The 20,342-nt window shown below is 73.3% G+C and carries 17 protein-coding genes, 1 tRNA gene and 2 pseudogenes; 8 read left to right on the top strand and 12 right to left on the bottom strand.

What is annotated here, in order from left to right:
• Nucleotides 1-13 precede the first annotated feature (13 nt).
• Entirely contained in the window at nt 14-1,000 is a 987-nt protein-coding gene (locus tag ACN27B_RS01740) for an NAD(P)/FAD-dependent oxidoreductase (RefSeq protein ID WP_422743191.1), read from the top strand.
• Nucleotides 1,001-1,058: 58 nt separating this feature from the next.
• Complete coding sequence (locus ACN27B_RS01745) at nt 1,059-2,906, top strand: glycoside hydrolase family 15 protein (RefSeq protein ID WP_099164145.1); 1,848 nt, start codon at nt 1,059-1,061, stop codon at nt 2,904-2,906.
• A 7-nt stretch (nt 2,907-2,913) separates the two neighbouring features.
• Here the strand turns inward: ACN27B_RS01745 and ACN27B_RS01750 are convergent, their stop codons facing one another.
• Nucleotides 2,914-3,249: a glyoxalase superfamily protein gene (locus ACN27B_RS01750; RefSeq protein WP_099164144.1), complete on the bottom strand. Its 336-nt coding sequence runs from the start codon at nt 3,247-3,249 to the stop codon at nt 2,914-2,916.
• 153 nt (nt 3,250-3,402) lie between these two features.
• Between ACN27B_RS01750 and ACN27B_RS01755 the strand changes: the two genes are divergently transcribed.
• Entirely contained in the window at nt 3,403-3,906 is a 504-nt protein-coding gene (locus ACN27B_RS01755; protein WP_422743193.1) for a hypothetical protein, read from the top strand.
• Nucleotides 3,907-3,975: 69 nt separating this feature from the next.
• On the opposite strand, the gene ACN27B_RS01760 is transcribed toward ACN27B_RS01755, so the two are convergent.
• From ACN27B_RS01760 to ACN27B_RS01795, 8 genes and pseudogenes are all read right to left on the bottom strand, one after another.
• Entirely contained in the window at nt 3,976-4,563 is a 588-nt protein-coding gene (locus ACN27B_RS01760; RefSeq protein WP_422743195.1) for a hypothetical protein, read from the bottom strand.
• 121 nt (nt 4,564-4,684) lie between these two features.
• Nucleotides 4,685-4,759 (bottom strand) — tRNA-Val (locus tag ACN27B_RS01765).
• Between the two features lie 79 nt (nt 4,760-4,838).
• A complete protein-coding gene (locus ACN27B_RS01770) occupies nt 4,839-5,306 on the bottom strand; it encodes a peroxiredoxin (RefSeq protein WP_091572632.1) in 468 nt (155 codons plus the stop codon).
• 43 nt (nt 5,307-5,349) lie between these two features.
• Nucleotides 5,350-5,787, bottom strand: a complete 438-nt coding sequence (locus ACN27B_RS01775) for a DUF3052 domain-containing protein (protein WP_091572628.1) — start codon at nt 5,785-5,787, stop codon at nt 5,350-5,352.
• 111 nt (nt 5,788-5,898) lie between these two features.
• A pseudogene (locus ACN27B_RS01780) lies at nt 5,899-7,839 on the bottom strand (thiamine pyrophosphate-dependent enzyme); the annotation flags it as partial.
• Nucleotides 7,840-8,274: 435 nt separating this feature from the next.
• Nucleotides 8,275-8,622, bottom strand: a pseudogene (locus ACN27B_RS01785) (transketolase); the annotation flags it as partial.
• Nucleotides 8,623-8,673: 51 nt separating this feature from the next.
• Nucleotides 8,674-9,135 (bottom strand): MarR family winged helix-turn-helix transcriptional regulator, encoded by a 462-nt coding sequence (locus ACN27B_RS01790; protein WP_099164140.1) that lies wholly within the window; start codon nt 9,133-9,135, stop codon nt 8,674-8,676.
• Between the two features lie 21 nt (nt 9,136-9,156).
• On the bottom strand, nt 9,157-10,578 hold the full coding sequence (locus ACN27B_RS01795) for an MFS transporter (protein WP_157779184.1): 1,422 nt from the start codon (nt 10,576-10,578) through the stop codon (nt 9,157-9,159).
• An 87-nt stretch (nt 10,579-10,665) separates the two neighbouring features.
• Here ACN27B_RS01795 and ACN27B_RS01800 point away from each other — a divergent pair, with 87 nt between their 5' ends.
• Together ACN27B_RS01800 and ACN27B_RS01805 are read left to right on the top strand one after the other, a co-directional pair.
• Entirely contained in the window at nt 10,666-11,436 is a 771-nt protein-coding gene (locus ACN27B_RS01800) for an AraC family transcriptional regulator (RefSeq protein ID WP_098746803.1), read from the top strand.
• A gap of 130 nt (nt 11,437-11,566) precedes the next feature.
• Entirely contained in the window at nt 11,567-13,210 is a 1,644-nt protein-coding gene (locus ACN27B_RS01805; protein ID WP_422743199.1) for an alkaline phosphatase D family protein, read from the top strand.
• Between the two features lie 41 nt (nt 13,211-13,251).
• Here ACN27B_RS01805 and ACN27B_RS01810 read toward each other — a convergent pair whose 3' ends face one another.
• Entirely contained in the window at nt 13,252-13,656 is a 405-nt protein-coding gene (locus ACN27B_RS01810; RefSeq protein WP_172967946.1) for a YjbQ family protein, read from the bottom strand.
• Between the two features lie 23 nt (nt 13,657-13,679).
• Nucleotides 13,680-14,033, bottom strand: a complete 354-nt coding sequence (locus tag ACN27B_RS01815) for a hypothetical protein (protein ID WP_422743201.1) — start codon at nt 14,031-14,033, stop codon at nt 13,680-13,682.
• 182 nt (nt 14,034-14,215) lie between these two features.
• Here ACN27B_RS01815 and aceE point away from each other — a divergent pair, with 182 nt between their 5' ends.
• Entirely contained in the window at nt 14,216-16,960 is a 2,745-nt protein-coding gene (gene aceE / locus ACN27B_RS01820) for a pyruvate dehydrogenase (acetyl-transferring), homodimeric type (RefSeq protein ID WP_099164136.1), read from the top strand.
• Nucleotides 16,961-17,098: 138 nt separating this feature from the next.
• Here aceE and ACN27B_RS01825 read toward each other — a convergent pair whose 3' ends face one another.
• On the bottom strand, nt 17,099-17,545 hold the full coding sequence (locus ACN27B_RS01825) for an SRPBCC family protein (protein WP_091572600.1): 447 nt from the start codon (nt 17,543-17,545) through the stop codon (nt 17,099-17,101).
• 202 nt (nt 17,546-17,747) lie between these two features.
• On the opposite strand from ACN27B_RS01825, the gene ACN27B_RS01830 reads away from it, so the two are divergent.
• Both ACN27B_RS01830 and ACN27B_RS01835 read left to right on the top strand, forming a co-directional pair.
• A complete protein-coding gene (locus tag ACN27B_RS01830) occupies nt 17,748-19,061 on the top strand; it encodes a GH1 family beta-glucosidase (RefSeq protein WP_422745812.1) in 1,314 nt (437 codons plus the stop codon).
• Entirely contained in the window at nt 19,058-20,335 is a 1,278-nt protein-coding gene (locus ACN27B_RS01835) for an MFS transporter (RefSeq protein WP_099164134.1), read from the top strand. Before ACN27B_RS01830 ends, ACN27B_RS01835 begins: the two co-directional genes overlap by 4 nt.
• Nucleotides 20,336-20,342 lie beyond the last annotated feature (7 nt).

Here is a 20,342-nt window from a genome sequence, read left to right on the forward strand (position 1 = left end):
GGAGGTGGTCGAGATGACCGAGGTACGGACGGACGGCTACGAGGTACTGGTGATCGGCGGCGGCGCGGCCGGCCTGAGCGGCGCGCTGATGCTCGCCCGGGCCCGACGGTCGGTGCTGGTGGTCGACGCGGGCAGCCCGCGCAACGCCCCGGCCGACGGGGTGCACGCGCTGCTGGCCCGCGACGGCATGTCGCCGGCCGAGCTGCTGGCACGCGGCCGGGACGAGGTGCGCGGCTACGGCGGGCACCTGCTCACCGGCGAGGTCGAGGCGGCGGCCCGCGACGACGACGGGTTCGACGTGACGCTGGCCGACGGCCGCCGGGTGCGCGCCGCCCACCTGCTGGTCACCACCGGCCTGGTGGACGAGCTGCCGGAGGTGCCGGGCCTGCGCGAGCGCTGGGGCCGGGACGTGGTGCACTGCCCCTACTGCCACGGCTGGGAGGTGCGCGACCAGGCGATCGGAGTGCTGGGCAGCGGCCCGCTGTCGGTGCACCAGGCGCTGCTGTTCCGGCAGTGGAGCGACGACGTGGTCTATCTCCGCCACACCGCGCCGCCGCTCACCGACGAGCAGGCCGAGCAGCTCGCCGCGCGCGGCGTGCCGGTGGTCGAGGGCGAGGTCGCGGCCGTCGAGGTCGCCGGGGACCGGCTGACCGGGGTACGCCTGCGCGACGGCCGTACGGTCGCCCGCGAGGTGCTGACCGTCGCGCCCCGGATGGTGGCGCGGGCCGGGTTCCTGACCGGGTTGGGCCTGCGGCCGGCACCGCACGCGAGCGGGGCGGGCGAGCACCTGCCGGCCGACCCGACGGGGCGTACCGAGGTTCCCGGGGTGTGGGTCGCGGGCAACGTGACCGACCTGTCCGCCCAGGTCGGCGCCGCCGCCGCGGACGGCGCCCGGACCGCCGCGATGATCAACGCGGACCTCGTGGCCGAGGAGACCCGCCGGGCCGTCGAGGCGTACCGGCGCACGCGGGCGGGTGGGCTCACCGCGAATCCCGCCTAACCCGACAATTCTTCCCCTAGGTTGAAGGCGCAGGAGGCAGTCGAGACCGGGGGGCGACGTGGAGAGCTATCCGGCGATCGAGGATCACGGGCTCATCGGGGACCTGCAGACCGCCGCGCTGGTGACCTGTGACGGGACCGTCGACTGGTTCTGCGCGCCGCGCTTCGACTCGCCGAGCATCTTCGCCGCGCTGCTGGACAAGGAGAAGGGCGGCTACTTCCGGATCGCCCCGCACGAGGTCCGGTACGTGACCAAGCAGCTCTACCTCCCCGGCACGCCGATCCTGATCACCCGGTTCATCAGCGCCGACGGCGTCGCCGAGGTGATGGACTTCATGCCGGTCACCGGCGAGCGGGCCACCGACTCGCACCGCCTGGTCCGCATCGTCAACATGGTGCGGGGCAGCATGCGGTTCAGGGTGGAGTGCCGGCCCCGGTTCGACTACGCGCGGGAGAAGCACCAACTGGAGCGGCACCGCAACGGCTACGTCTTCCGCGGCCGCACGGAGTCGCTCACCTTCCACCCGGTCGACCCGGTGCGGCGGCTCATCTCCCAGACCGGCGACGTGCACCTCGACGACGGCGACCTGGTCGCGTACGGCACGTTGAACGAGGGTGACACCGGTGGGGTGGTGCTGGAGACGGGCGGCATCGAGCCGCGCATCATCCCGCCCGAAGAGGTCCAGGGCATGTTCGAGTGGACCCGGGACTACTGGCGGCGCTGGGTCGAACGTTCCCGCTACACCGGCCGCTGGCGGGAGATGGTCGAGCGTTCGGCCATCACGCTGAAGCTCATGACGTACGCGCCGACCGGCGCGATGATCGCCGCGCCCACCGCCGCGCTGCCGGAGCTGGTCGGCGGCACCCGCAACTGGGACTACCGCTACACCTGGGTACGCGACACGTCGTTCTCGGTGCACGCGCTGCTCGGCCTCGGTTTCACCGAGGAGGTCAGCCGGTACATGGACTGGCTGGACGAGCGCATCCGCGAGGCCGGCGACCACCAGGACCCGCTGAAGATCATGTATCGGGTGGACGGCTCCTCCGACCTGCACGAGGAGGTGCTCGAGCACCTGGAGGGCTACCGCGGCTCCCGGCCGGTGCGGATCGGCAACGGTGCCGCCGACCAGCTCCAGCTGGACATCCACGGCGAGGCGCTCTACGCCATGCACCTCGCCGACGAGCAGGGCATCCGGGTGTCGCACCAGGTGTGGAAGAGCACCGTCCGGCTCGTCGACTGGCTGTGCCACAACTGGGACCAGCCTGACGCCGGCATCTGGGAGAGCCGCCACCACCCCCGCAACTACACCTTCGGGCGGGTGATGTCCTGGGTGGCGCTGGACCGGGCGATCCGGCTGGCCACCCGCACCGGCCGCCCCGGCGACATGTCCTGCTGGGTCGAGCAGCGCAACCGGATCTACAACCAGGTCATGGCCCGCGGTTACCACCGGGAACGCGGCAGCTTCGTGCAGGCGTACGACGAGAACGTGCTGGACGCCGCGCTGCTGGCCATGCCGGCGGTCGGCTTCGTCACGCCCAGCGACCCGCTGTGGCAGTCCACACTGGCGTCGATCGAGCGGGACCTGGTCTCCGACAGCCTGGTCCACCGCTACGACCCGGTGCACTCCCCGGACGGTCTTCCCGGCCACGAGGGCACGTTCAACATGTGCACCTTCTGGTATGTCGAGGCGCTGGCCCGGTCCGGCCGCCTGGACGACGCCCGGCTCACCTTCGAGAAGATGTTCACCTTCAGCAACCACCTCGGCCTGTACGCCGAGGAGATCGCCGCGACCGGTGAGCAGATCGGCAACTACCCGCAGGCGTTCAGCCACCTGTCCCTGATCAACTCCGCGCTGGCGCTGAACGACCTGCTCGACGTCGAGGCCGAGGCCCGCCGCCGCCAGTGACCGTCACTCAGGACGGCACGGTCCCGACCCGGATGCGGTTGCCGTCCGGGTCGGTGACCTCGAAGTCCCGCCCCCAGTCCTGGCTCCGCACCTCGACCCCGCCGCAGGCCGCCGCCGCCGCGTCCACGTCGTCCACGTAGAGGTAGAGCAGCGTCCCGGGCCGGGCGTCACCGGCGTGCTCGGACAGGTGGATCTCCATGCCGGGCCGGCCGATGCCGACGTAGCGCGGCAGGTCCGGCGCGAACCGGTGCTCCCACAGGCGGGCGAAGCCGAGACGGGCGTACCAGGTCGCGGCGGCGTCGGCGTCGCGGACCCGCAGGATCGGCGCCAGTCGCTCGGTCATCCCGCGATTGTGCCAGCCCGGAGGAGCATGGTGTTGTGGTCGATATACCGCTGAGTCATGAATATGACCAGCAGTCATATCGCTCTCCGGGGCATGTGGCTCCGGGCCGCCGCCGCAGGTGTCGATCGCGACCGATGCGGGCACCACCGTCGGATGGCGGAGGGGCGGGGGGCCGGCGTGGAGCCGGTGGTGCTGTTCGCGTCGCGGTGGTGGCCGGCGGTGCTCGTCCCGCTCGGGATCCTGGCGACGACGATCGCGATCGGCTTCCGGCTGCACACCGCTTCGGTGCTCACCTGGAGCGGACTGACGGCGGCCACCGTGGTCGCGGCGTGGTACCAGCGCGACGGGGCGCTGCTCGCCGACGACCTAGGACTGCTGGTCCGGCACCGGGGACAGGCCATCCGCAGCTACCGGTGGTCCGAGATCCGCGAGGCCGGGATCGCCCGGCCCGGCTTCGCCCGGCTCGCGCTCGCCGTGTTCCCGGAGGGCGGTCCGTGGGACGTGCCAGGGCCGAACAACGCGGTCATGGTCGGGCGGGTCTGGCAGTTGCGGGCGCCGGACCCGGAGACACGGGACCGGGTGGAGGCGCTTCTGCGCTCCCACGGCGTCCGGATCAGTGACCCGTCGGGGCGGCCCGACGGCTCTCGTAAGGGCTGATACGGTCACCGGCCCTTACGAGAGCCAGCGGGGGCACGGTCGGATCGGCCGCGAGGATGTCCCGAGCCCTTACGGGAGATCGGGGCGGACGATGAGTGTCACGTCGCTGCTGGTGGCGATCGCCAGGGTGCGGCCGGACGGGGAGAAGCCGGCGGCGCGCAGTTCGGAGTAGTCGGCATGGAGGACGTGCCACCAGGACGTGCCCGGTGGGCCCTTGCAGGCACCGCCGTCGGCGGACAGCAGGACACGATGGTTCGGCCACTCGGGCGCCACCACGTCGACGGTCCACCCGTCGCCGGTCGTGGCGTGCAGGCCGCCGCCGAACAACCCGGCGACGCGTACCCGCGTTCCCACCAGCACGCCGATGCCCGGACAGGCCAGGTCCGGCCCGGACGGTGACGCGTCGTCGGGGTCGGGGTCACGGTCCCGGGCGATCGTCGCACCCGTTGTCGCGTCGATCAGGCCGAAGCCGTCCATCGAGACGACCATCAGCAGGTCGACGCCGGTCTGCGGGTGGACACCGAAGCCGACGCCCTGCAGCCCGCCCACCGGTATGCACCGGCGCGTCCGGTCGAGGTGCCGCCATGGCTCCGGCGGCGCGACGACCGGAGCGGCGAGAAACCTCGCCCGCAGCCGCTGTTGGTGGTCCGAGAGCATCCCGTTGTCCTCCGATGCCGGCGGAACCAACTGGCGCCCCGGCCTCGCCGGCAGGCCCTTGGGAAAATCGACAGGCGGCCCTTCATGACCGCCACTGCTGCCACCGTCCGCCGGTGGTGTGTGGTGGGCGCGGCAGGTTTCGAACCTGCGACCCCTCGCTTGTAAGGCGAGTGCTCTCCCACTGAGCTACGCGCCCGGAACGCCCGAACGGCGGGCCGGAGCGGCAAGCTTACCTGCCGGCCTCCGGCCCGGTCGAACGACGTGCCCGGGGTGGATCAGGCGGCGACGGCCTCGGCCAGCGCCTTGCGCCAGCCCTGCTGGTCGCGCGCCTCGCCGGGCATGTTCATCTCGGCGAACCGGACCACGCCGGCCTTGTCGATGACGAACGTGCCCCGGTTGGCGATGCCGGCGACCTCGTTGAACACGCCGTACGCCTGGGCGACCGCGCCGTGCGGCCAGAAGTCGGCCAGCAGCGGGAACTGGTAGCCCTCCCGGTCGGCCCAGATCTTGTGGGCGTAGACCGAGTCGACGCTGACGGTCAGCACCTGGACGTCGTCGTTCACGTACTCGTTGAGGTTGTCCCGCACCTCGCACAGCTCGCCCTGGCAGATGCCGGTGAAGGCGAGCGGGTAGAAGACCAGCAGCACGGTCTTGCGACCGCGGAGGTCGGAGAGCCGGACCTCCTGGTTGTTCTGGTCCTTGAGCAGGAAGTCCGGCGCCTCGGCGCCAACCTCGATGGGCATGCGCGCTCCCTCGGGATCGGGTCTGGAAATGATCAGGGAGACCCTACTTCTTGCTCTTCGACCCGCGCCGCAGCACGAGGCGGGCACCGCTCCAGTCGCGGCCGGCGTTGATGGTGGAGGTCTGCTGGAGGCCGGCGGTCTGCGCGCTCTCCGCGACCTCGCTCGGCTCGACGTGGCCGTCCCGGCCCGCCTTGGGCGTCAGGAGCCAGACCACCCCGTTGTCCGCCAGCGGCCCGAGGGCGTCGACGAGCAGCTCGAAGAGGTCACCGTCGCCGTCGCGGTGCCAGACCAGAACCGCGTCGACCACCTCGTCGGTGTCCTCGTCGACAAGCTCTCCACAGCGGTCGGTCAGGGCGTCCCGGAGATCGGTGTCGACGTCGTCGTCGTAGCCCATCTCCATGACGACCATGCCCGGTTCGATCCCGAACCGGTCCGCCAGGCTGCGTACCCCGTCGGCGGCCTGACCAGCGGTCGCGCTCACTGTCGCGTGCCTCCTCATCTCATGCCTGCTCGTGGCGTCGTGCGACGCCGTCGCGCCCAGTCCACACAGTTGCGGCTCGCCGCGCAAGTGGCGCACCGGGTGGAACGGAATTTACCGTGCCAGCAGCGTACGGGCACCCTGGGTGATGGCCTCCTCCGAGACCAGAACCTGACGGGCAGCCGGACCTAATGGTACAAACGAGTCAAGTGCCGCCACCCGACGCGCCGCCCCCACGTACCCGGTGTCGACCAGCGCGGCCAGCACCCCCTCGCCCACCCCGCCGGAGCGCCGCGTCTCGTCCACCACCAGCACCCGGCCGGTCGCGGAGGCCTCCCGGATGATGTCCGCCACCGGCAGCGGGGCGAGCCAGCGCAGGTCCACCACCCGGGTGCCGATCCCCTCGTCGGCCAGCCTGGCCGCGGCGCGCAGCGACATCCGCACGCCGTTACCGAAGGTGATGACGGTGAGGTCCTCGGCCGAGCCGACCCCGTACACCCGGGCCCGGCCGACCGGCACGTGCCGGCCGGCCCAGGCGCCCGGCTCGGCGTACTCGGCGGTCCACTCGCCGTCGCCCTCGGCGTAGAGGTCGCGGGCGTGGTAGAGCGCGATCGGCTCCAGGAAGACGCACACGCTGCCGTCCACCCGCGCCGCCGCCAGGCAGGTCCGCAGCATCGGCGCGGCGTCCTCCGGCCGGGCCGGCACCGCGATCACCAGCCCCGGCACGTCGCGCAGCACCGCCACCGAGTTGTCGTTGTGGAAGTGCCCGCCGAAGCCCTCCTGGTAGGCCAGGCCGGCCACCCGCACCACCATCGGGTTGCGGAACGCGCCCCGGGAGAAGAAGCGCATGCTGGCCGCCTCGCCCCGCAGCTGGTCCTCGGCGTTGTGCAGGTACGCCAGGTACTGGATCTCCGGCACCGGCAGCATGCCGGCCAGCCCGGCGCCCAGCCCGAGCCCGAGGATCGAGGTCTCGTCGAGCAGCGTGTCGAACACCCGGGCCGCGCCGAACCGATCCCGCAGCCCCTTGGTGACCCCGTACACCCCGCCCTTGACGGCGACGTCCTCGCCGAAGACGGCCATCCCGGGGTCGTCGAGCATGCCGTCGGCCAACGCCGCGTTGATGCTCTGCGCCAGCGTCAGCGGCCCGGTCAGCTCCGGCGGCTTGCCGCCGAACGCCTCCGCGCGGGCGGCGGCGCCCGGACCCACCGCCCGGGCCGCCGCCTCGGCGACCGCCCGGGACACCCGCGCCGGCCGGCGCGGCGCCAACTCCGCCACCACCTCGACCGGGGAGGCCAGCTTCGGCTCGTCGAGCACCTCCTCGGCGATCCGGCGCAGCTGCCAGCCCCGCTCGTCGTACCGGGCGAGCAGGTCCCCGCCGCCGGCGTACCCGGCCTCCACCAGCCGCCGCGCGGTGGCCAGCAGCGGGTCCCGGGCCGCGTCGGCGGCGATCTCGGCGGGACTGCGGTACGCGGTCTCCGCGTCCGCGCCGGCGTGGCCCATCAACCGGACCGTGTCCAGGTGCAGCACGGCGGGCCGGCGGTGCCGGCGCACCCAGTCCGCCGCCTCGGCCGCCACCCGGTGGCTCTCCACCACGTCCGTCCCGTCGGCGGCGAAGTAGCGGATGCCGGGCCGGGACCGCAGCGTGGCCGCCACCCATCCCTCGGGCGAGCGCACGCTGATGCCGAGCCCGTTGTCCTCGCACACGAACAGGACCGGGACCCGCAGGTCGGAGTGGTCGTACCAGCCGGCGGTGTTGAACGCGGCGGTGGCGCTGGCGTGGTTGACCGAGGCGTCGCCGAACGAGCAGACCACCACCGCGTCCGCCGGCCAGGACGTCGCCTCCGGCTCGCCGTCGGCGCGCGGGCCGCCCCGGCGCGGCCGCTCCAGCGCCAGTGCCAGGCCGACCGCCCGGGGCAGGTGCGAGGCGATGGTGGAGGTGGTCGGCACGACCGCGAGGTCGGCCCGGCCGAAGACCTTGTGCCGGCCGCCGGCGATCGGCTCCGCGGCCGAGGCGGCCATTCCGCGCAGCACGTCGCGCGCCGCGTCCGCGTAGGCGTCGTCGGGGGCCGGCGGGGGCAGATCGGGTACGTCGGCCGTCGCGTCGCCGTCCGCGTCCACGGTCACGCCGCCCCTCGCGTCACCACCCCCGGCCGGCGTCACGCCGACCGTCGCGTCGCCGTCCGCGTCCACGGTCACGCCGGCTCCGGGCGGGAGCCGCACCGCCTCGGCCGACGGTTCGCTCCCCTCGACACCCGGCCGACCGCCCCGCTCATCCCGCAGACGGGTGCCGGCCGCCGGATCCGGATCGTGGAGGGACGTGGCCCCCAGGGAGGCACTGTCGTTCCCAGATCCGGACATTTCCCGCGATTCGGGAAGCTCATCCCGGGAACCGGGCGACGTGGAGTCGGGCGAGCCGTCGGGGAGGGGCGCCGCCGAATCGTCGGACGGCGGTGCGTCGGGGAGCGGGGGCGGCGGGCCGGGCGGGAAGTCGCCGGCCGCCTGGGCGGCCCGCAGGCAGTAGAACGCGCCGGAGCGGTAGTGCAGCAACGCCGGGTCGGTCGGCCGGAGCGCGGCGGCGACCGCGGCGTTGCCCTCGTGACCCGCCGAGCCGATCGTGTAGTACCCCTCGCCGAAGCCGCGCAGCCAGCGCCCGGCCAGGTCGAGCAGCCGGCTGGTGAGCTGCGCGTCGAACAGGGCCAACAGCTGGGCCCCGGTCAGCGGCCCGCCGTCGGGCAGCGGCTCGGCCAGGTCACGCCGCCGCTCCGGCGCGCCGAGCGCGGCCAGGTCGGTGCGGAGCCGGTCGTCGAGATCGTGCGGGGTGGTCACGTCGGACAGCATTACCGACTCCGGGCCGCCGCGCCCAGTCGGACACGTTCCGCCCGGTGTGGCTCAGACCTCGCCGCACTCCTCGGGGCAGCCGCCGTCGGAGACCTTCCAGACCAGCTCGCGCAGGGCGGCCAGCTCGGCGGTGGTCAGCCCGTCGAGGAGTCGGGAGTCCGACATCACCCGCCCCACCCGCTCGCGGACCTCGCGTCCGTGCCCGGTGACCACCAGCGTCTTCTGCCGCCGGTCGGCGGGGTCGACCCGCCGCTCGACCAGCCCGGCCTGCTCCAGCCGGTCGGCCAGACCGGTGACGTTGGACCGGTCGCAGCCCAACTGCTCGGCGAGGTCGCGGGCCGGCAGCGGATGGTCCGGGTCCAGCTCGTGCAGGGCCCGGGCGGCCGCCGGGGTGAGCCCCAGCGCGGCGACCGCCTCGTCCTGGTGGTGCCGCAGCGCGGCGGCGACGTGCAGGATCCGGCGCACCGTGTCCCCGGCCAGGCCGGGTCGATCGTCGGGGGACGGCGACTCCATGCCCCGATCATACGTGACCGATCAACAATTGACATGCTCCACTATATGTTCCGGCGCGACCGGTCGGGCCGGCCGGAGCGCCCGCCGGGCGGCCACCGCGCCGGCCAGCAGCAACCCGGCGGTGACGACCGCCGGCGGCAGGGCCAGCGCGGCCCCCCGCAGGGCGGCCGCGGTCAGCGCCAGGTGGACGCCGCCGACCACGGTCACCCCGAGCACGGCGGCGAGCAGCGTGCCGGTGGAGACGAGCGCGGACAGGGCGGCCGCCGCGCCCGCCGGCACCGCGTCGGTGAGCCGGGTGACCAGCGGGCTGAACGCCGCCGCGTGCGCTGCGCCGCCGAGCAGCAGCAACGCGCCGCCGGCCACCCAGGGCCAGCCCCGGGCGGAGAGCGCGGCGAGGAGCACCGCCACCGCGGCCAGCACCGGCGGCCCGGCCACCGGCAGGACCGCGCGGGTCGCCTCCGGCAGTCGTGCGACCGCCAGACCGCACAGGGCGAAACCCGCGGCGTACGGGAGGAACGCCAGCCCGGCGGCGAGCGGGCTGAGGCCCAGCGCGTCCTGCGCCCGCACTGTGAACACGAACAGGAAGCCCGCGTAGCAGCCCATCACCACGCAGCAGGCGAGCAGTCCGGCCGGGACGCCGGGATGGCGCAGCACCGTCACGTCCAGCAGCGGGGCGTCGCCCCGACGGGCCCGCCTCCGCTCGTACCCGAGGAAGAGCCGCAGCCCGACGGCGCCGGCGGCGACCGCGGCGACGCGGATCCCGATGGGCGTGTCCAGCACCAGCGGCAGCACGAGGGTGAGCATCGCCGCGGCCAGCAGCGCCGCGCCGGTCAGGTCGAGCGGCTCCCGCCGGGGCGGCGCGGCCGGTGGCCCGGCCAGCACCCGCCGGCCGACGATCTGGAGAGCCACCCCGACCGGCACGTTGACCAGGAACGCCAGCCGCCAGGTGAGGCCGCCGAGGTCGAGCGTGACGAGGAGCCCGCCGAGGACCTGACCGGCGGCGACGCCGAGAGCGAGCACCATCGAGTACGCCCCGATCGCGCGCGCCCGGGCCGCGTCCGGCAGCGCGGCCCGGATCAGCGCGAGCACCTGCGGCACCATCAGCGCGCCCGCCGCGCCCTGGGCCACCCGGGCGAGCACCAGCGTGACCGGCGTCGGGGCCAGGCCGCAGGCCAGCGAGGCGAGCGTGAAGCCGGCCAGGCCGAACAGGAAGACCCGGGGGCCGCCGTGCCGGGCGCCGAGGCGGGCGCCGACCACCACCAGCACGGCGAAGGTGAGCGTGTAGCCGGCCAGCACGAGCTGCTGGACGGCGGCGGAGCCACCCAGGTCGGCCCGGATCGCCGGCGCGGCCACGGCCGTGATCGAGGTGTCCATGGAGGCCATCGCCTGCCCGGTGAGCAGCACCACGAGCAGGGCGGCGGGTCGGCGGTGCGAAGTGGTCACGCCGGCCACCCTGCCGGGCCGGCCGTCCCCGGTCTTGTCGATCCTTGCGGGGCGTTTCCGTCGTCGCGGCGGCCTACGCTGACCCGCATGCGTACCGCCACCCGGCTGCTGGCCCGACCGGACTTCCGGGTCACCGTGGTGCGCTGCCGGGACGACCACCGCGGCTGGTCCACGCCCGAGCCGGCCGACGCGTACGGCCTGGTGCTGGCCCGGCGGGGCGCCTTCCGGCGGGCCGGTCGCCACGGGGCCACGTGGGTCGGGTCGACGGTGGCCTACCTGACGGTCCCGGGCGAGGAGGAGCGGTTCGCGCACCCGGCCGGCGGCGACGAGTGCACGTCGGTGCACCTGTCGGAGCGGCTGTGGCGGGAGCTGTTCGACGACCGGCCGGCGCCGGGCACGGTGCACGTCGACGGCCGACTGGACCTGGCCCACCGGCTCCTGCTGCGGGACGCCGCCGATCCCGACCACGCCGCCGCCGAGCGGCTGGTACGGCTGGTCGGGCGTGCCGTCACGCCGGTCGCCGGCGGCGGCGGGCCGGGCCGGCGGCTGGTGGAGCGGGCCCGGGCGGCGCTGCACGACGACGCCCCGGAGGCCGCCGGGCTGCTCCCGCTGGCCCGGGCGCTCGACGTGTCGCCCTACCGGCTCAGCCGCGAGTTCCAGGCCCGCACCGGGGTGCCGCTCACCCGCTACCGCAACCGGCTGCGCGTCGCCCGGGCGCTGGACCGGATCGAGCAGGGGGACGTACGCCTGGCCGACCTCGCCGGCGAGCTGGGCTTCAGCGACCAGGCGCACCTGACCCGCACGGTCCGTGCCCACCTCGGCCACACGCCGGGCGAGCTGCGCCGGCTGCTCGGCTGACGTCGTCGCCTTTCGTCCGCCGGCCGCTGTTCGACGGAAAGTGCCGTGCGGTCGCCTCGGTGTCACCTGACGGCCATCGGCGCTCGCGAGGCTGCCCGGAGTCGACGAACCGGACTCCGGGGAGGAAACCGTGGCACTGTCCCGACGTACCATCCTGCTCAGCGGCGCGGCGCTCGGCGCCGCCGGCGCGGCAGCCGGCCTGCCGGTCGCGGCCGCCGCGTCGCCCGGCCCGCTGCGCCGCGACCCGTTCACGCTCGGGGTGGCCTCCGGCGACCCCGACCACGACGGCTTCGTGCTCTGGACCCGGCTCGCGCCGGAGCCGCTGGCCGAGGACAGCCTGGGCGGCGTGCCGTCCCGGGTGGTGCCGGTGTCCTTCGAGGTGGCCGCCGACGAGCGCTTCCGGCACGTCGTGCGGCGCGGCGTCCGGTTGGCCCGGCCGGAGTCGGCGCACAGCGTGCACGTCGAGCTGGACGGACTGCTCCCCGGGCGGGAGTACTTCTACCGGTTCCGGGCCGAGCGCTGGCTCTCCCCGGTCGGCCGCACCCGCACCGCCCCGGCGCCGTGGCTGATGCCGTCCGCGCTGGCCATGGGCTTCGTCTCCTGCTCGCAGTACGAGCACGGCTACTTCACCGCCTACCGCCGGCTGGCCGAGACCGAGCCGGAGCTGATCCTGCACCTCGGCGACTACCAGTACGAGTACGCCAAGGACACCTACACCGTGCCCGGCGGCAACGCGCGCGACCACGAGGGCCCGGAGACCCGGACGCTGGCGAACTACCGGCAGCGGCACGCCCAGTACAAGACCGACACCGACCTGCAGGCGGCGCACGCGGTCGCGCCCTGGGTGGTGGTCTTCGACGACCACGAGGTGGAGAACAATTGGGCCGACGAGGTGCCCGAGGCGCCCGACCCGGACTTCCTCACCCGGCGGGCGGCGGCGTTCCAGGCGTACTACGAGAACATGCCGCTGCGCCGCACCTCGATCCCACGCGGCATCGACATGCAGCTCTACCGGCGGGTGCGCTGGGGCCGGCTGGCCACGTTCCACATGCTCGACACCCGGCAGTACCGGGACGACCAGGCGTGCGGCGACGGCTACAAGGACTGCGCGGCGGCGTCCGACCCGGCCCGGTCGATCACCGGCGCCGCGCAGGAGGCGTGGCTGCTGGACGGTTTCCGCCGCTCCGAGGCCCGCTGGGACCTGCTCGGCCAGCAGGTCTTCTTCGCCCAGCGGGACAACAACGCCGGGCCGATGACGGTCACCAGCATGGACGCCTGGGACGGGTACGTCGCCTCGCGGGACCGGATCACCCGGGGCTGGGTGGCCGCCGGGGTGCGCAACCCGGTGGTGCTCACCGGCGACGTGCACGCCCACTGGGCGAGCGACCTGAAGCTGGACTACGCGGACCCGACGTCGCGCACGGTCGGCAGCGAGCTGGTCTGCTCCTCGATCACCTCGACCGGGGACGGCGCGGACTCGCCCACCGGCTCGCACCCGTGGCTGGCGTTCAACCCGCACCTGCGCTTCCAGAACAACCTGCGCGGGTACGTCCGCACCACGATCACCCCGAAGGACCTGACCGCGAACTTCGACGTGCTCCCGTACGTGAGCCGGCCCGACGCGCCGGCGTACACCCGGGCCACGTTCGTGGTCGAGGACCGGGTCCCCGGGTTGAACCTGACGTACGACCGGCCGCCGGCCGCGGCGCGGACCGTCGCTCCCGGGGCGGACCAGGGCCGGCAGACGGTGGAGGCGGAGACCGTCCGGCCGTGACGGGTCCGGCCGGGCCGGGGCGTCGTCCCGGCCCGGCCGGCTCAGCCGGCGAGGAACGAGAAGCGCACCTGGCGGTCCGGGTTGTCGCCGTTCGGGTCGACCAGGCAGATCGACTGCCAGGTGCCGAGCTGGAGCCGCCCGTCGAGCACCGGCAGCGTCGCGTACGGCGGCACGAACGCCGGGAGCACGTGGTCGCGGCCGTGCCCGGGTGAGCCGTGCCGGTGCCGCCACCGGTCGTCGGTGGGGAGCAGGTCGTCGAGCGCACGGAGCAGGTCGTCGTCCGACCCGGCGCCGGTCTCGATGATCGCCAGCCCGGCCGTGGCGTGCGGCACGAAGACGTGCAGCAGCCCGTCGCCGGCCCCGGCGACGAACCGCTCGGCCTCGGCCGTGATGTCCCGGACGGTCGGCCGGGACCCGGTCCGGACGCTGATCACCTCACTGCGCATACGGCGCATTCTGCCGCAGCGGCTCAGTTCCCGCCGCCACCAGCGCCACCGCAGTCGCCGCCGCCGCCACCGCCACCGTCGCCGGAGCCGTAGCTGGGCATGTCCCCACTCGTGCCGTGCGCGCCGGGTGGGACGTAGTCGAAGGCGTTGCCCCCGCCCGCCGCCTCCCGGTAGCCGGACCGGAAGCGGCGCTGGTGCCGGAGTTCACCGACGCCGCCGAGGACCAGCAGCACGCCACCGCCCAGGACGAAGATCCATTCCGGCCCCCACTCCGGGGTACGCGCGATCTCCCGTGCCAACCCCACCGCGGCGACGAGCGCCACGAGCACCCCCAGCGCCGTCATCACGCCGCCGACCAGAACCGGATCCCGCCGCATGCCGGCAGGGTAGCCGTGGACCGCCACGCGCGACCCGGCTAGCGCATCCGGTGATCGCACAAAGTTACTGGTGGGTACCTGTGTTCAGCGTCGCGTCTGGGGGAGGGAGACGTGACGACGAGCGCCACGAGGGGGCAGGATGGCGCTAGAGACCTATCCCACACAGAACCGAGGGAACGCCTGTGGCTACGGAACGCAAGCGCCCGGTGATCACCGCTGGTCTGCCGAGCCAGCTTCCGGACATCGACCCTGAAGAGACCAGCGAATGGGTCGAGTCGCTCGACGGTGTCATCGACGAGCGCGGAACCAAGCGCGCCCGGTACGTCATGCTGCGCCTGCTGGAGCGGGCCCGCGAGCGCCAGGTCGGGGTGCCGTCCCTGACCACCACCGACTACATCAACACGATCGCGCCGGAGCGGGAGCCGTGGTTCCCGGGTGACGAGCACATCGAGCGGCGGCTGCGGGCGTACATCCGCTGGAACGCCGCCATGCTGGTGCACCGGGCGCAGCGGCCGGAGATCGGCGTCGGCGGCCACATCTCCACGTTCGCCAGCTCCGCGTCGCTCTACGAGGTGGGCTTCAACCACTTCTTCCGGGGCAAGAACCACCCGGGCGGTGGTGACCAGATCTTCTACCAGGGTCACGCCTCCCCCGGCATGTACGCGCGGGCGTTCCTGGAGGGCCGGCTCAGCGAGAGCCAGCTCGACGGCTTCCGGCAGGAGCTGTCGCACCCCGGCGGCGGGCTGCCGTCGTACCCGCACCCGCGGCTGATGCCGGACTTCTGGGAGTTCCCCACCGTGTCCATGGGCCTCGGCCCGCTCAACGCGATCTACCAGGCGCGGTTCAACCGCTACCTGCACCACCGCGGCATCAAGGACACCTCCCAGCAGCACGTCTGGGCGTTCCTCGGCGACGGTGAGATGGACGAGGTCGAGTCGCTCGGCGCGATCGGCGTGGCCGCCCGCGAGGAGCTGGACAACCTCACCTTCGTGATCAACTGCAACCTCCAGCGCCTGGACGGACCGGTCCGCGGCAACGGCAAGGTCATGCAGGAGCTGGAGGCGTTCTTCCGGGGCGCCGGCTGGAACGTCATCAAGGTCGTCTGGGGCCGCGAGTGGGACCCGCTGCTCGCGGCGGACACCGACGGCGCGCTGGTCAACCTGATGAACACCACGCCCGACGGTGACTACCAGACCTACAAGGCGGAGTCCGGGGCGTACGTCCGGGAGCACTTCTTCGGCCGCGACCCGCGCACCCGCAAGATGGTCGAGCACCTCTCCGACGACGAGATCTGGAACCTCAAGCGGGGCGGTCACGACTACCGCAAGCTCTACGCGGCCTACAAGGCGGCGACGGAGCACACCGGCCAGCCGACGGTGATCCTCGCCAAGACGATCAAGGGCTGGACCCTGGGCTCGCACTTCGAGGGCCGCAACGCCACGCACCAGATGAAGAAGCTGACGCTGGAGGACCTGAAGCTCTTCCGCGACCGCCTCTACCTGGACATCCCGGACAAGCAGCTGGAGGAGAACCCCTACCTCCCGCCGTACTACACGCCGGGCGAGAAGTCGGACGAGATCGCGTACCTCAAGGACCGGCGGCAGCAGCTCGGCGGCTACCTGCCCACGCGCAACACCGCGCGCAAGACGCTGGCCGTCCCGGGCAGCGAGCGGTTCTCCGACGTCAAGCGCGGGTCGGGCAAGCAGAAGGTCGCCACCACGATGGCGTTCGTCCGCCTGCTCAAGGACATCATGAAGGACAAGGAGTTCGGCAAGCGCTGGGTGCCGATCATCCCGGACGAGGCCCGCACCTTCGGTATGGACTCGCTCTTCCCGACCCAGAAGATCTACTCGCCGCACGGCCAGCGCTACACCTCGGTGGACCGGGAGCTGTTCCTGTCCTACAAGGAGTCGACCACCGGGCAGATCCTGCACGAGGGCATCAACGAGGCCGGTTCGGTCGCCTCGTTCACCGCCGCCGGCACGGCGTACGCCACCCACGGCGAGCCGATGATCCCGCTGTACATCTTCTACTCGATGTTCGGCTTCCAGCGCACCGGCGACGGGTTCTGGGCGGCGGCGGACCAGATGGCGCGGGGCTTCGTGCTCGGCGCCACCGCCGGCCGGACCACGCTCAACGGTGAGGGCCTCCAGCACGAGGACGGCCACTCGCTGCTGCTCGCCGCCACCAACCCGGCGGTGGTCTCCTACGACGCGGCGTTCGCCTTCGAGCTGGCGCACATCATGGAGAACGGCCTGCACCGGATGTACGGCGAGGAGCAGGAGAACGTCTTCTACTACCTCACCGTCTACAACGAGCCGATCTTCCAGCCGGCCGAGCCGGAGGGCGTGGACGTCGAGGGCATCCTCAAGGGCATCTACCGCTACTCGCCGGCGCCGCAGGTCGGTGACGACGCGCCGAAGGCGAACATCCTCGCCTCCGGCACCGGCATGCAGTGGGCGCTCAAGGCCCAGCAGCTGCTCGCCGAGGACTGGGGCGTGTCCGCCGACGTGTGGTCGGTGACGTCCTGGACCGAGCTGCGCCGCGACGCGGTGCAGTGCGAGGAGCACAACCTGCTCAACCCGGGCGAGGAGCAGCGGGTGCCGTACATCGCGCGGAAGCTGGCCGACGCCGACGGCCCGAAGGTCGCGGTCAGCGACTGGATGCGCGCGGTGCCGGACCTGATCTCCCGCTGGGTGCCCGGTGACTACACCTCGCTCGGCACCGACGGCTTCGGCATGTCGGACACCCGGCACGCGCTGCGCCGCCACTTCCACGTCGACGCCGAGTCGATCGCGGTCGCCACGCTGCGCCAGCTCGCCCTGCGCGGCACGGTGCCGGCCCACGTGCCGGCCGACGCCGCCCGCAAGTACGCGCTGGACGACGTCACCGCCGCCCCGGTCGGCGAGACCGGCGGCGACAGCTGAAAGGAAGGGCCCCTTCTTAACGCCTCCGGTAGAGAAGGGGCCCCTTCTTAACACTTCGGGTACAGACGACGATGGTCCGGCGTCCCTGGCGGGGACGCCGGACCATCACCATCGCGGGCGACGCCGGGACGGGCTCGGTCAGCCGACGGCGGCCAGGTCGGTCAGCCGGGCCAGCGAGTCCTCCAGGTCGGCGCCGACCCGGCGCAGGCCGAGCCGCAGCAGGGCGGCCTTGACGGGGCCGGCGGGCCACCGCACGACGATCAGTCGTACGACGGTGCCACCGTCCTCCTCGTCCGCGGTCAGCTGGACGTAGATCTCGGTGCGCGCCTCGGCCCGGGCGCCCGCGCCCTTGGCCCGTTCGCGCCAGCCGATCAGGGTCGGCTCCTGGTAGGCGATCACCTCGGCCTCGTGCGCGGAGCCGCGTCCGGCCTGGACCAGTTGTCGCCGGCCGAATCCCTCCCCCGACAGGACCTCGGCCGCGCGGACCCCCGCCAGCCAGGCCGGCAGCTGCTCGGCCCGCTGCACGACGTCCCAGACCACTTCCACCGGCGCCGCCACGTGTGCGCTGCGTTCCACGAGGATCATGAGTATCTTTCCCCCACTTAAATCACATCCGCGATATTCGGCACTCTATGTGTAAATCGGACTTAAGCGGACGAGTTTGGAGAAGACACGCCGGAAACCCTTGTGCCGTCGACGCTTTCCGGCCTATAGCGCGGCGGTCGTCCGAGCCCTAGAGTCGCGAACACGCTTCACGTCTCGGGAGGGTGACTTGACGACCGCGCCGATGCCCGACTTCCCCGCCGGCTTCCGCTGGGGGGTGTCCACCTCCGCGTACCAGATCGAGGGGGCGACCACCGTCGACGGTCGCGGGCCGTCCATCTGGGACACGTTCGCCCGCGAGCCCGGCCGGATCGTCGACGGCACCACCGGCGACGAGGCGTGCGACCACCACCACCGGTACGCCGAGGACACCGCGCTGCTGGCCGGGCTGGGGGTGTCCGCGTACCGGTTCTCGATCTCCTGGCCCCGGATCCAGCCCACCGGCGCCGGTCCGGCCCTGACGGCCGGGCTGGACTTCTACGACCGGCTGGTGGACGGTCTGCTCGCAGCCGGCGTGGACCCGGTCGCCACGCTCTTCCACTGGGACCTGCCGCAGGCGCTGGAGGACGCCGGCGGCTGGCTGAACCGGGACACCGCCGCCCGCTTCGCCGAGTACGCCGACGTGACCGCGGCCCGCCTCGGCGACCGGGTGAAGCTCTGGATCACGCTCAACGAGCCGTTCATCCACATGAGCCTCGGCCACGGCATGGGCGTGCACGCGCCGGGCCGGGTGCTGCTCTTCGACGCCTTCCCGGTCGCGCACCACCAGCTCCTCGGGCACGGTCTCGCGGTCGCCGCGCTGCGGGCCCGCACCGCGAGCCCGGTGGCGATCGCCAACAACTACTCGCCGGTGCGGCCGGCCGGGGACGGCGACGCCGACCGGGCCGCCGCCGCGGCGTACGACGCGCTGCACAACCGGCTCTTCACCGACCCGCTGCTCGGTCTCGGCTACCCCGACGCGCCCGGCGTCGACCCGACCGTGGTCCGCGACGGCGACCTGGACGTCATCGCCGCGCCGATCGACGTACTCGGCGTGAACTACTACAACCCGACGGGCATCCGCGCGCCCGAGGAAGGGTCGCCGCTGCCGTTCGAGATCGTGCCGCTGGACGGTTACCCGCGCACCGCGTTCGACTGGCCGGTCGCCCCGGACGGGCTGCGTGAGCTGCTGCTCCAGCTCCGGGACCGGTACGGCGACGCGCTGCCGGAGATCCAGGTCACCGAGAGCGGGTGCGCGTACGACGACGCGCCCGACGCCCAGGGCCGGGTGAACGACCCGGAGCGGATCGCCTACCTGGACGGGCACGTGCGCGCGGTGCACGAGGCGATCGGCGCGGGCGTGCCGGTGACCGGGTACTTCGTCTGGTCGCTGCTGGACAACTGGGAGTGGGCCGAGGGGTTCACCAAGCGCTTCGGCCTGGTGCACGTCGACTACCCGACCCAGCGGCGCACGCCGAAGTCGTCGTACGCCTGGTTCCGTGACCTGGTGCGGCGATGACCACGGTGAACCCGACGCCGGCCTCGCTGCCGGCGGCGCTCGCCGAGCCGACGGTGCCGGTCCGACGGAGCTGGATCGCGCTGATCTTCGCGGCCAACCTGGGCGTCTGGATGGCGTTCTTCACCCCGATCCAGGTTCTGCTGCCGCAGCAGGTGGAACGGATCGCGCCGGGCGACAAGGAGGCCATGCTGGCGGTGGTGACCGGGCTCGGCGCACTCGCCGCGGTGCTGGCCAACCCGCTCGCCGGCGCGTTGTCGGACCGTACCTCGCTGCGGCTGGCCAACCGGCACTTCGGCCGCCGGCACGTCTGGACCGCGACCGGCGCGGTGGTCGGCGCGGCCGCTCTGATGCTGCTGGCCCGTCAGGACAGCATCGCCGGGGTGGCGGTGGCCTGGGTGGCCGCGCAGGTCTGCTTCAACGCCATGCTGGCCAGCCTCACCGCCGCGATCCCGGACCGGGTGCCGGTGGCCCAGCGCGGCGGCGTCTCGGGCTGGGTGGGCATCCCGCAGGCGCTCGGCCTGGTGCTGGGCGCGGTGCTGGTCACCGCCGTGGTGACCGGAAACGCGGCCGGGTACGCGGCGATCGCGCTCGCCGTGCTGCTGCTGTCGCTGCCGTTCGCGCTGCTCACCCAGGACGACCCGCTGCCGCGGGAGCACCGGTCGCCGGTGCGGCTGCGCGCCCTGCTCGCCTCGATGTGGATCAGCCCGCGCCGCCACCCCGACTTCGCCTGGGCCTGGTTCACCCGCTTCCTGGTGCAGACCGGCAACGCGCTCGGCACGCTCTACCTGCTCTACTTCCTCACCGACGGGGTGCGGGTGACCGACCCCGAGGGCTCGCTGCTGGTGCTGATCCTGCTCTACACGCTGGGCATGATGCTCACCGCCGTGGTCGCCGGGCGACTCTCCGACCGCTCCGGCCGGCGTAAGGTCTTCGTGATCGTGTCGGGGCTGATCATGGCGGTGGCGGCGACGCTGCTCGCCGTCGCGCCGGTCTGGCCGATGGCGATCGTGGCCGCGCTCCTGCTCGGCGCGGGCTACGGCGTCTACCTGGCGGTGGACGCCGCGTTGATCACCCAGGTGCTGCCGGCCGCCACCGACCGGGCCAAGGACCTCGGCGTGATCAACATTGCCAACTCGGCGCCCCAGGTGCTCGGTCCGGCGCTGTCCGCACCGATCGTCGTGCACCTCGGCGGCTACCCGACGCTGTACGCGGTGACCGCAGCGGTCACCCTGCTCGGCAGCGCCCTGGTGGTGAAGATCAGGGCGGTGCCCTGACCGGCCC

Source organism: Micromonospora sp. WMMD754 (assembly GCF_049315235.1).
Taxonomy (GTDB): Bacteria; Actinomycetota; Actinomycetes; order Mycobacteriales; family Micromonosporaceae; genus Micromonospora; species Micromonospora sediminicola.

What these genes read in the sequence shown, in the direction of transcription:
- ACN27B_RS01740 (WP_422743191.1), top strand. Translation starts at nt 14, where the DNA reads ATGACCGAGGTACGGACGGACGGCTACGAGGTACTGGTGATCGGCGGC.
- ACN27B_RS01750 (WP_099164144.1), bottom strand. Translation starts at nt 3,249, where the DNA reads ATGACCGAGCGACTGGCGCCGATCCTGCGGGTCCGCGACGCCGACGCC.
- ACN27B_RS01755 (WP_422743193.1), top strand. Translation starts at nt 3,403, where the DNA reads ATGGCGGAGGGGCGGGGGGCCGGCGTGGAGCCGGTGGTGCTGTTCGCG.
- ACN27B_RS01760 (WP_422743195.1), bottom strand. Translation starts at nt 4,563, where the DNA reads ATGCTCTCGGACCACCAACAGCGGCTGCGGGCGAGGTTTCTCGCCGCT.
- ACN27B_RS01770 (WP_091572632.1), bottom strand. Translation starts at nt 5,306, where the DNA reads ATGCCCATCGAGGTTGGCGCCGAGGCGCCGGACTTCCTGCTCAAGGAC.
- ACN27B_RS01790 (WP_099164140.1), bottom strand. Translation starts at nt 9,135, where the DNA reads ATGGAGTCGCCGTCCCCCGACGATCGACCCGGCCTGGCCGGGGACACG.
- ACN27B_RS01800 (WP_098746803.1), top strand. Translation starts at nt 10,666, where the DNA reads ATGCGTACCGCCACCCGGCTGCTGGCCCGACCGGACTTCCGGGTCACC.
- ACN27B_RS01810 (WP_172967946.1), bottom strand. Translation starts at nt 13,656, where the DNA reads ATGCGCAGTGAGGTGATCAGCGTCCGGACCGGGTCCCGGCCGACCGTC.
- ACN27B_RS01815 (WP_422743201.1), bottom strand. Translation starts at nt 14,033, where the DNA reads ATGCGGCGGGATCCGGTTCTGGTCGGCGGCGTGATGACGGCGCTGGGG.
- ACN27B_RS01825 (WP_091572600.1), bottom strand. Translation starts at nt 17,545, where the DNA reads ATGATCCTCGTGGAACGCAGCGCACACGTGGCGGCGCCGGTGGAAGTG.
- ACN27B_RS01830 (WP_422745812.1), top strand. Translation starts at nt 17,748, where the DNA reads ATGCCCGACTTCCCCGCCGGCTTCCGCTGGGGGGTGTCCACCTCCGCG.
- ACN27B_RS01835 (WP_099164134.1), top strand. Translation starts at nt 19,058, where the DNA reads ATGACCACGGTGAACCCGACGCCGGCCTCGCTGCCGGCGGCGCTCGCC.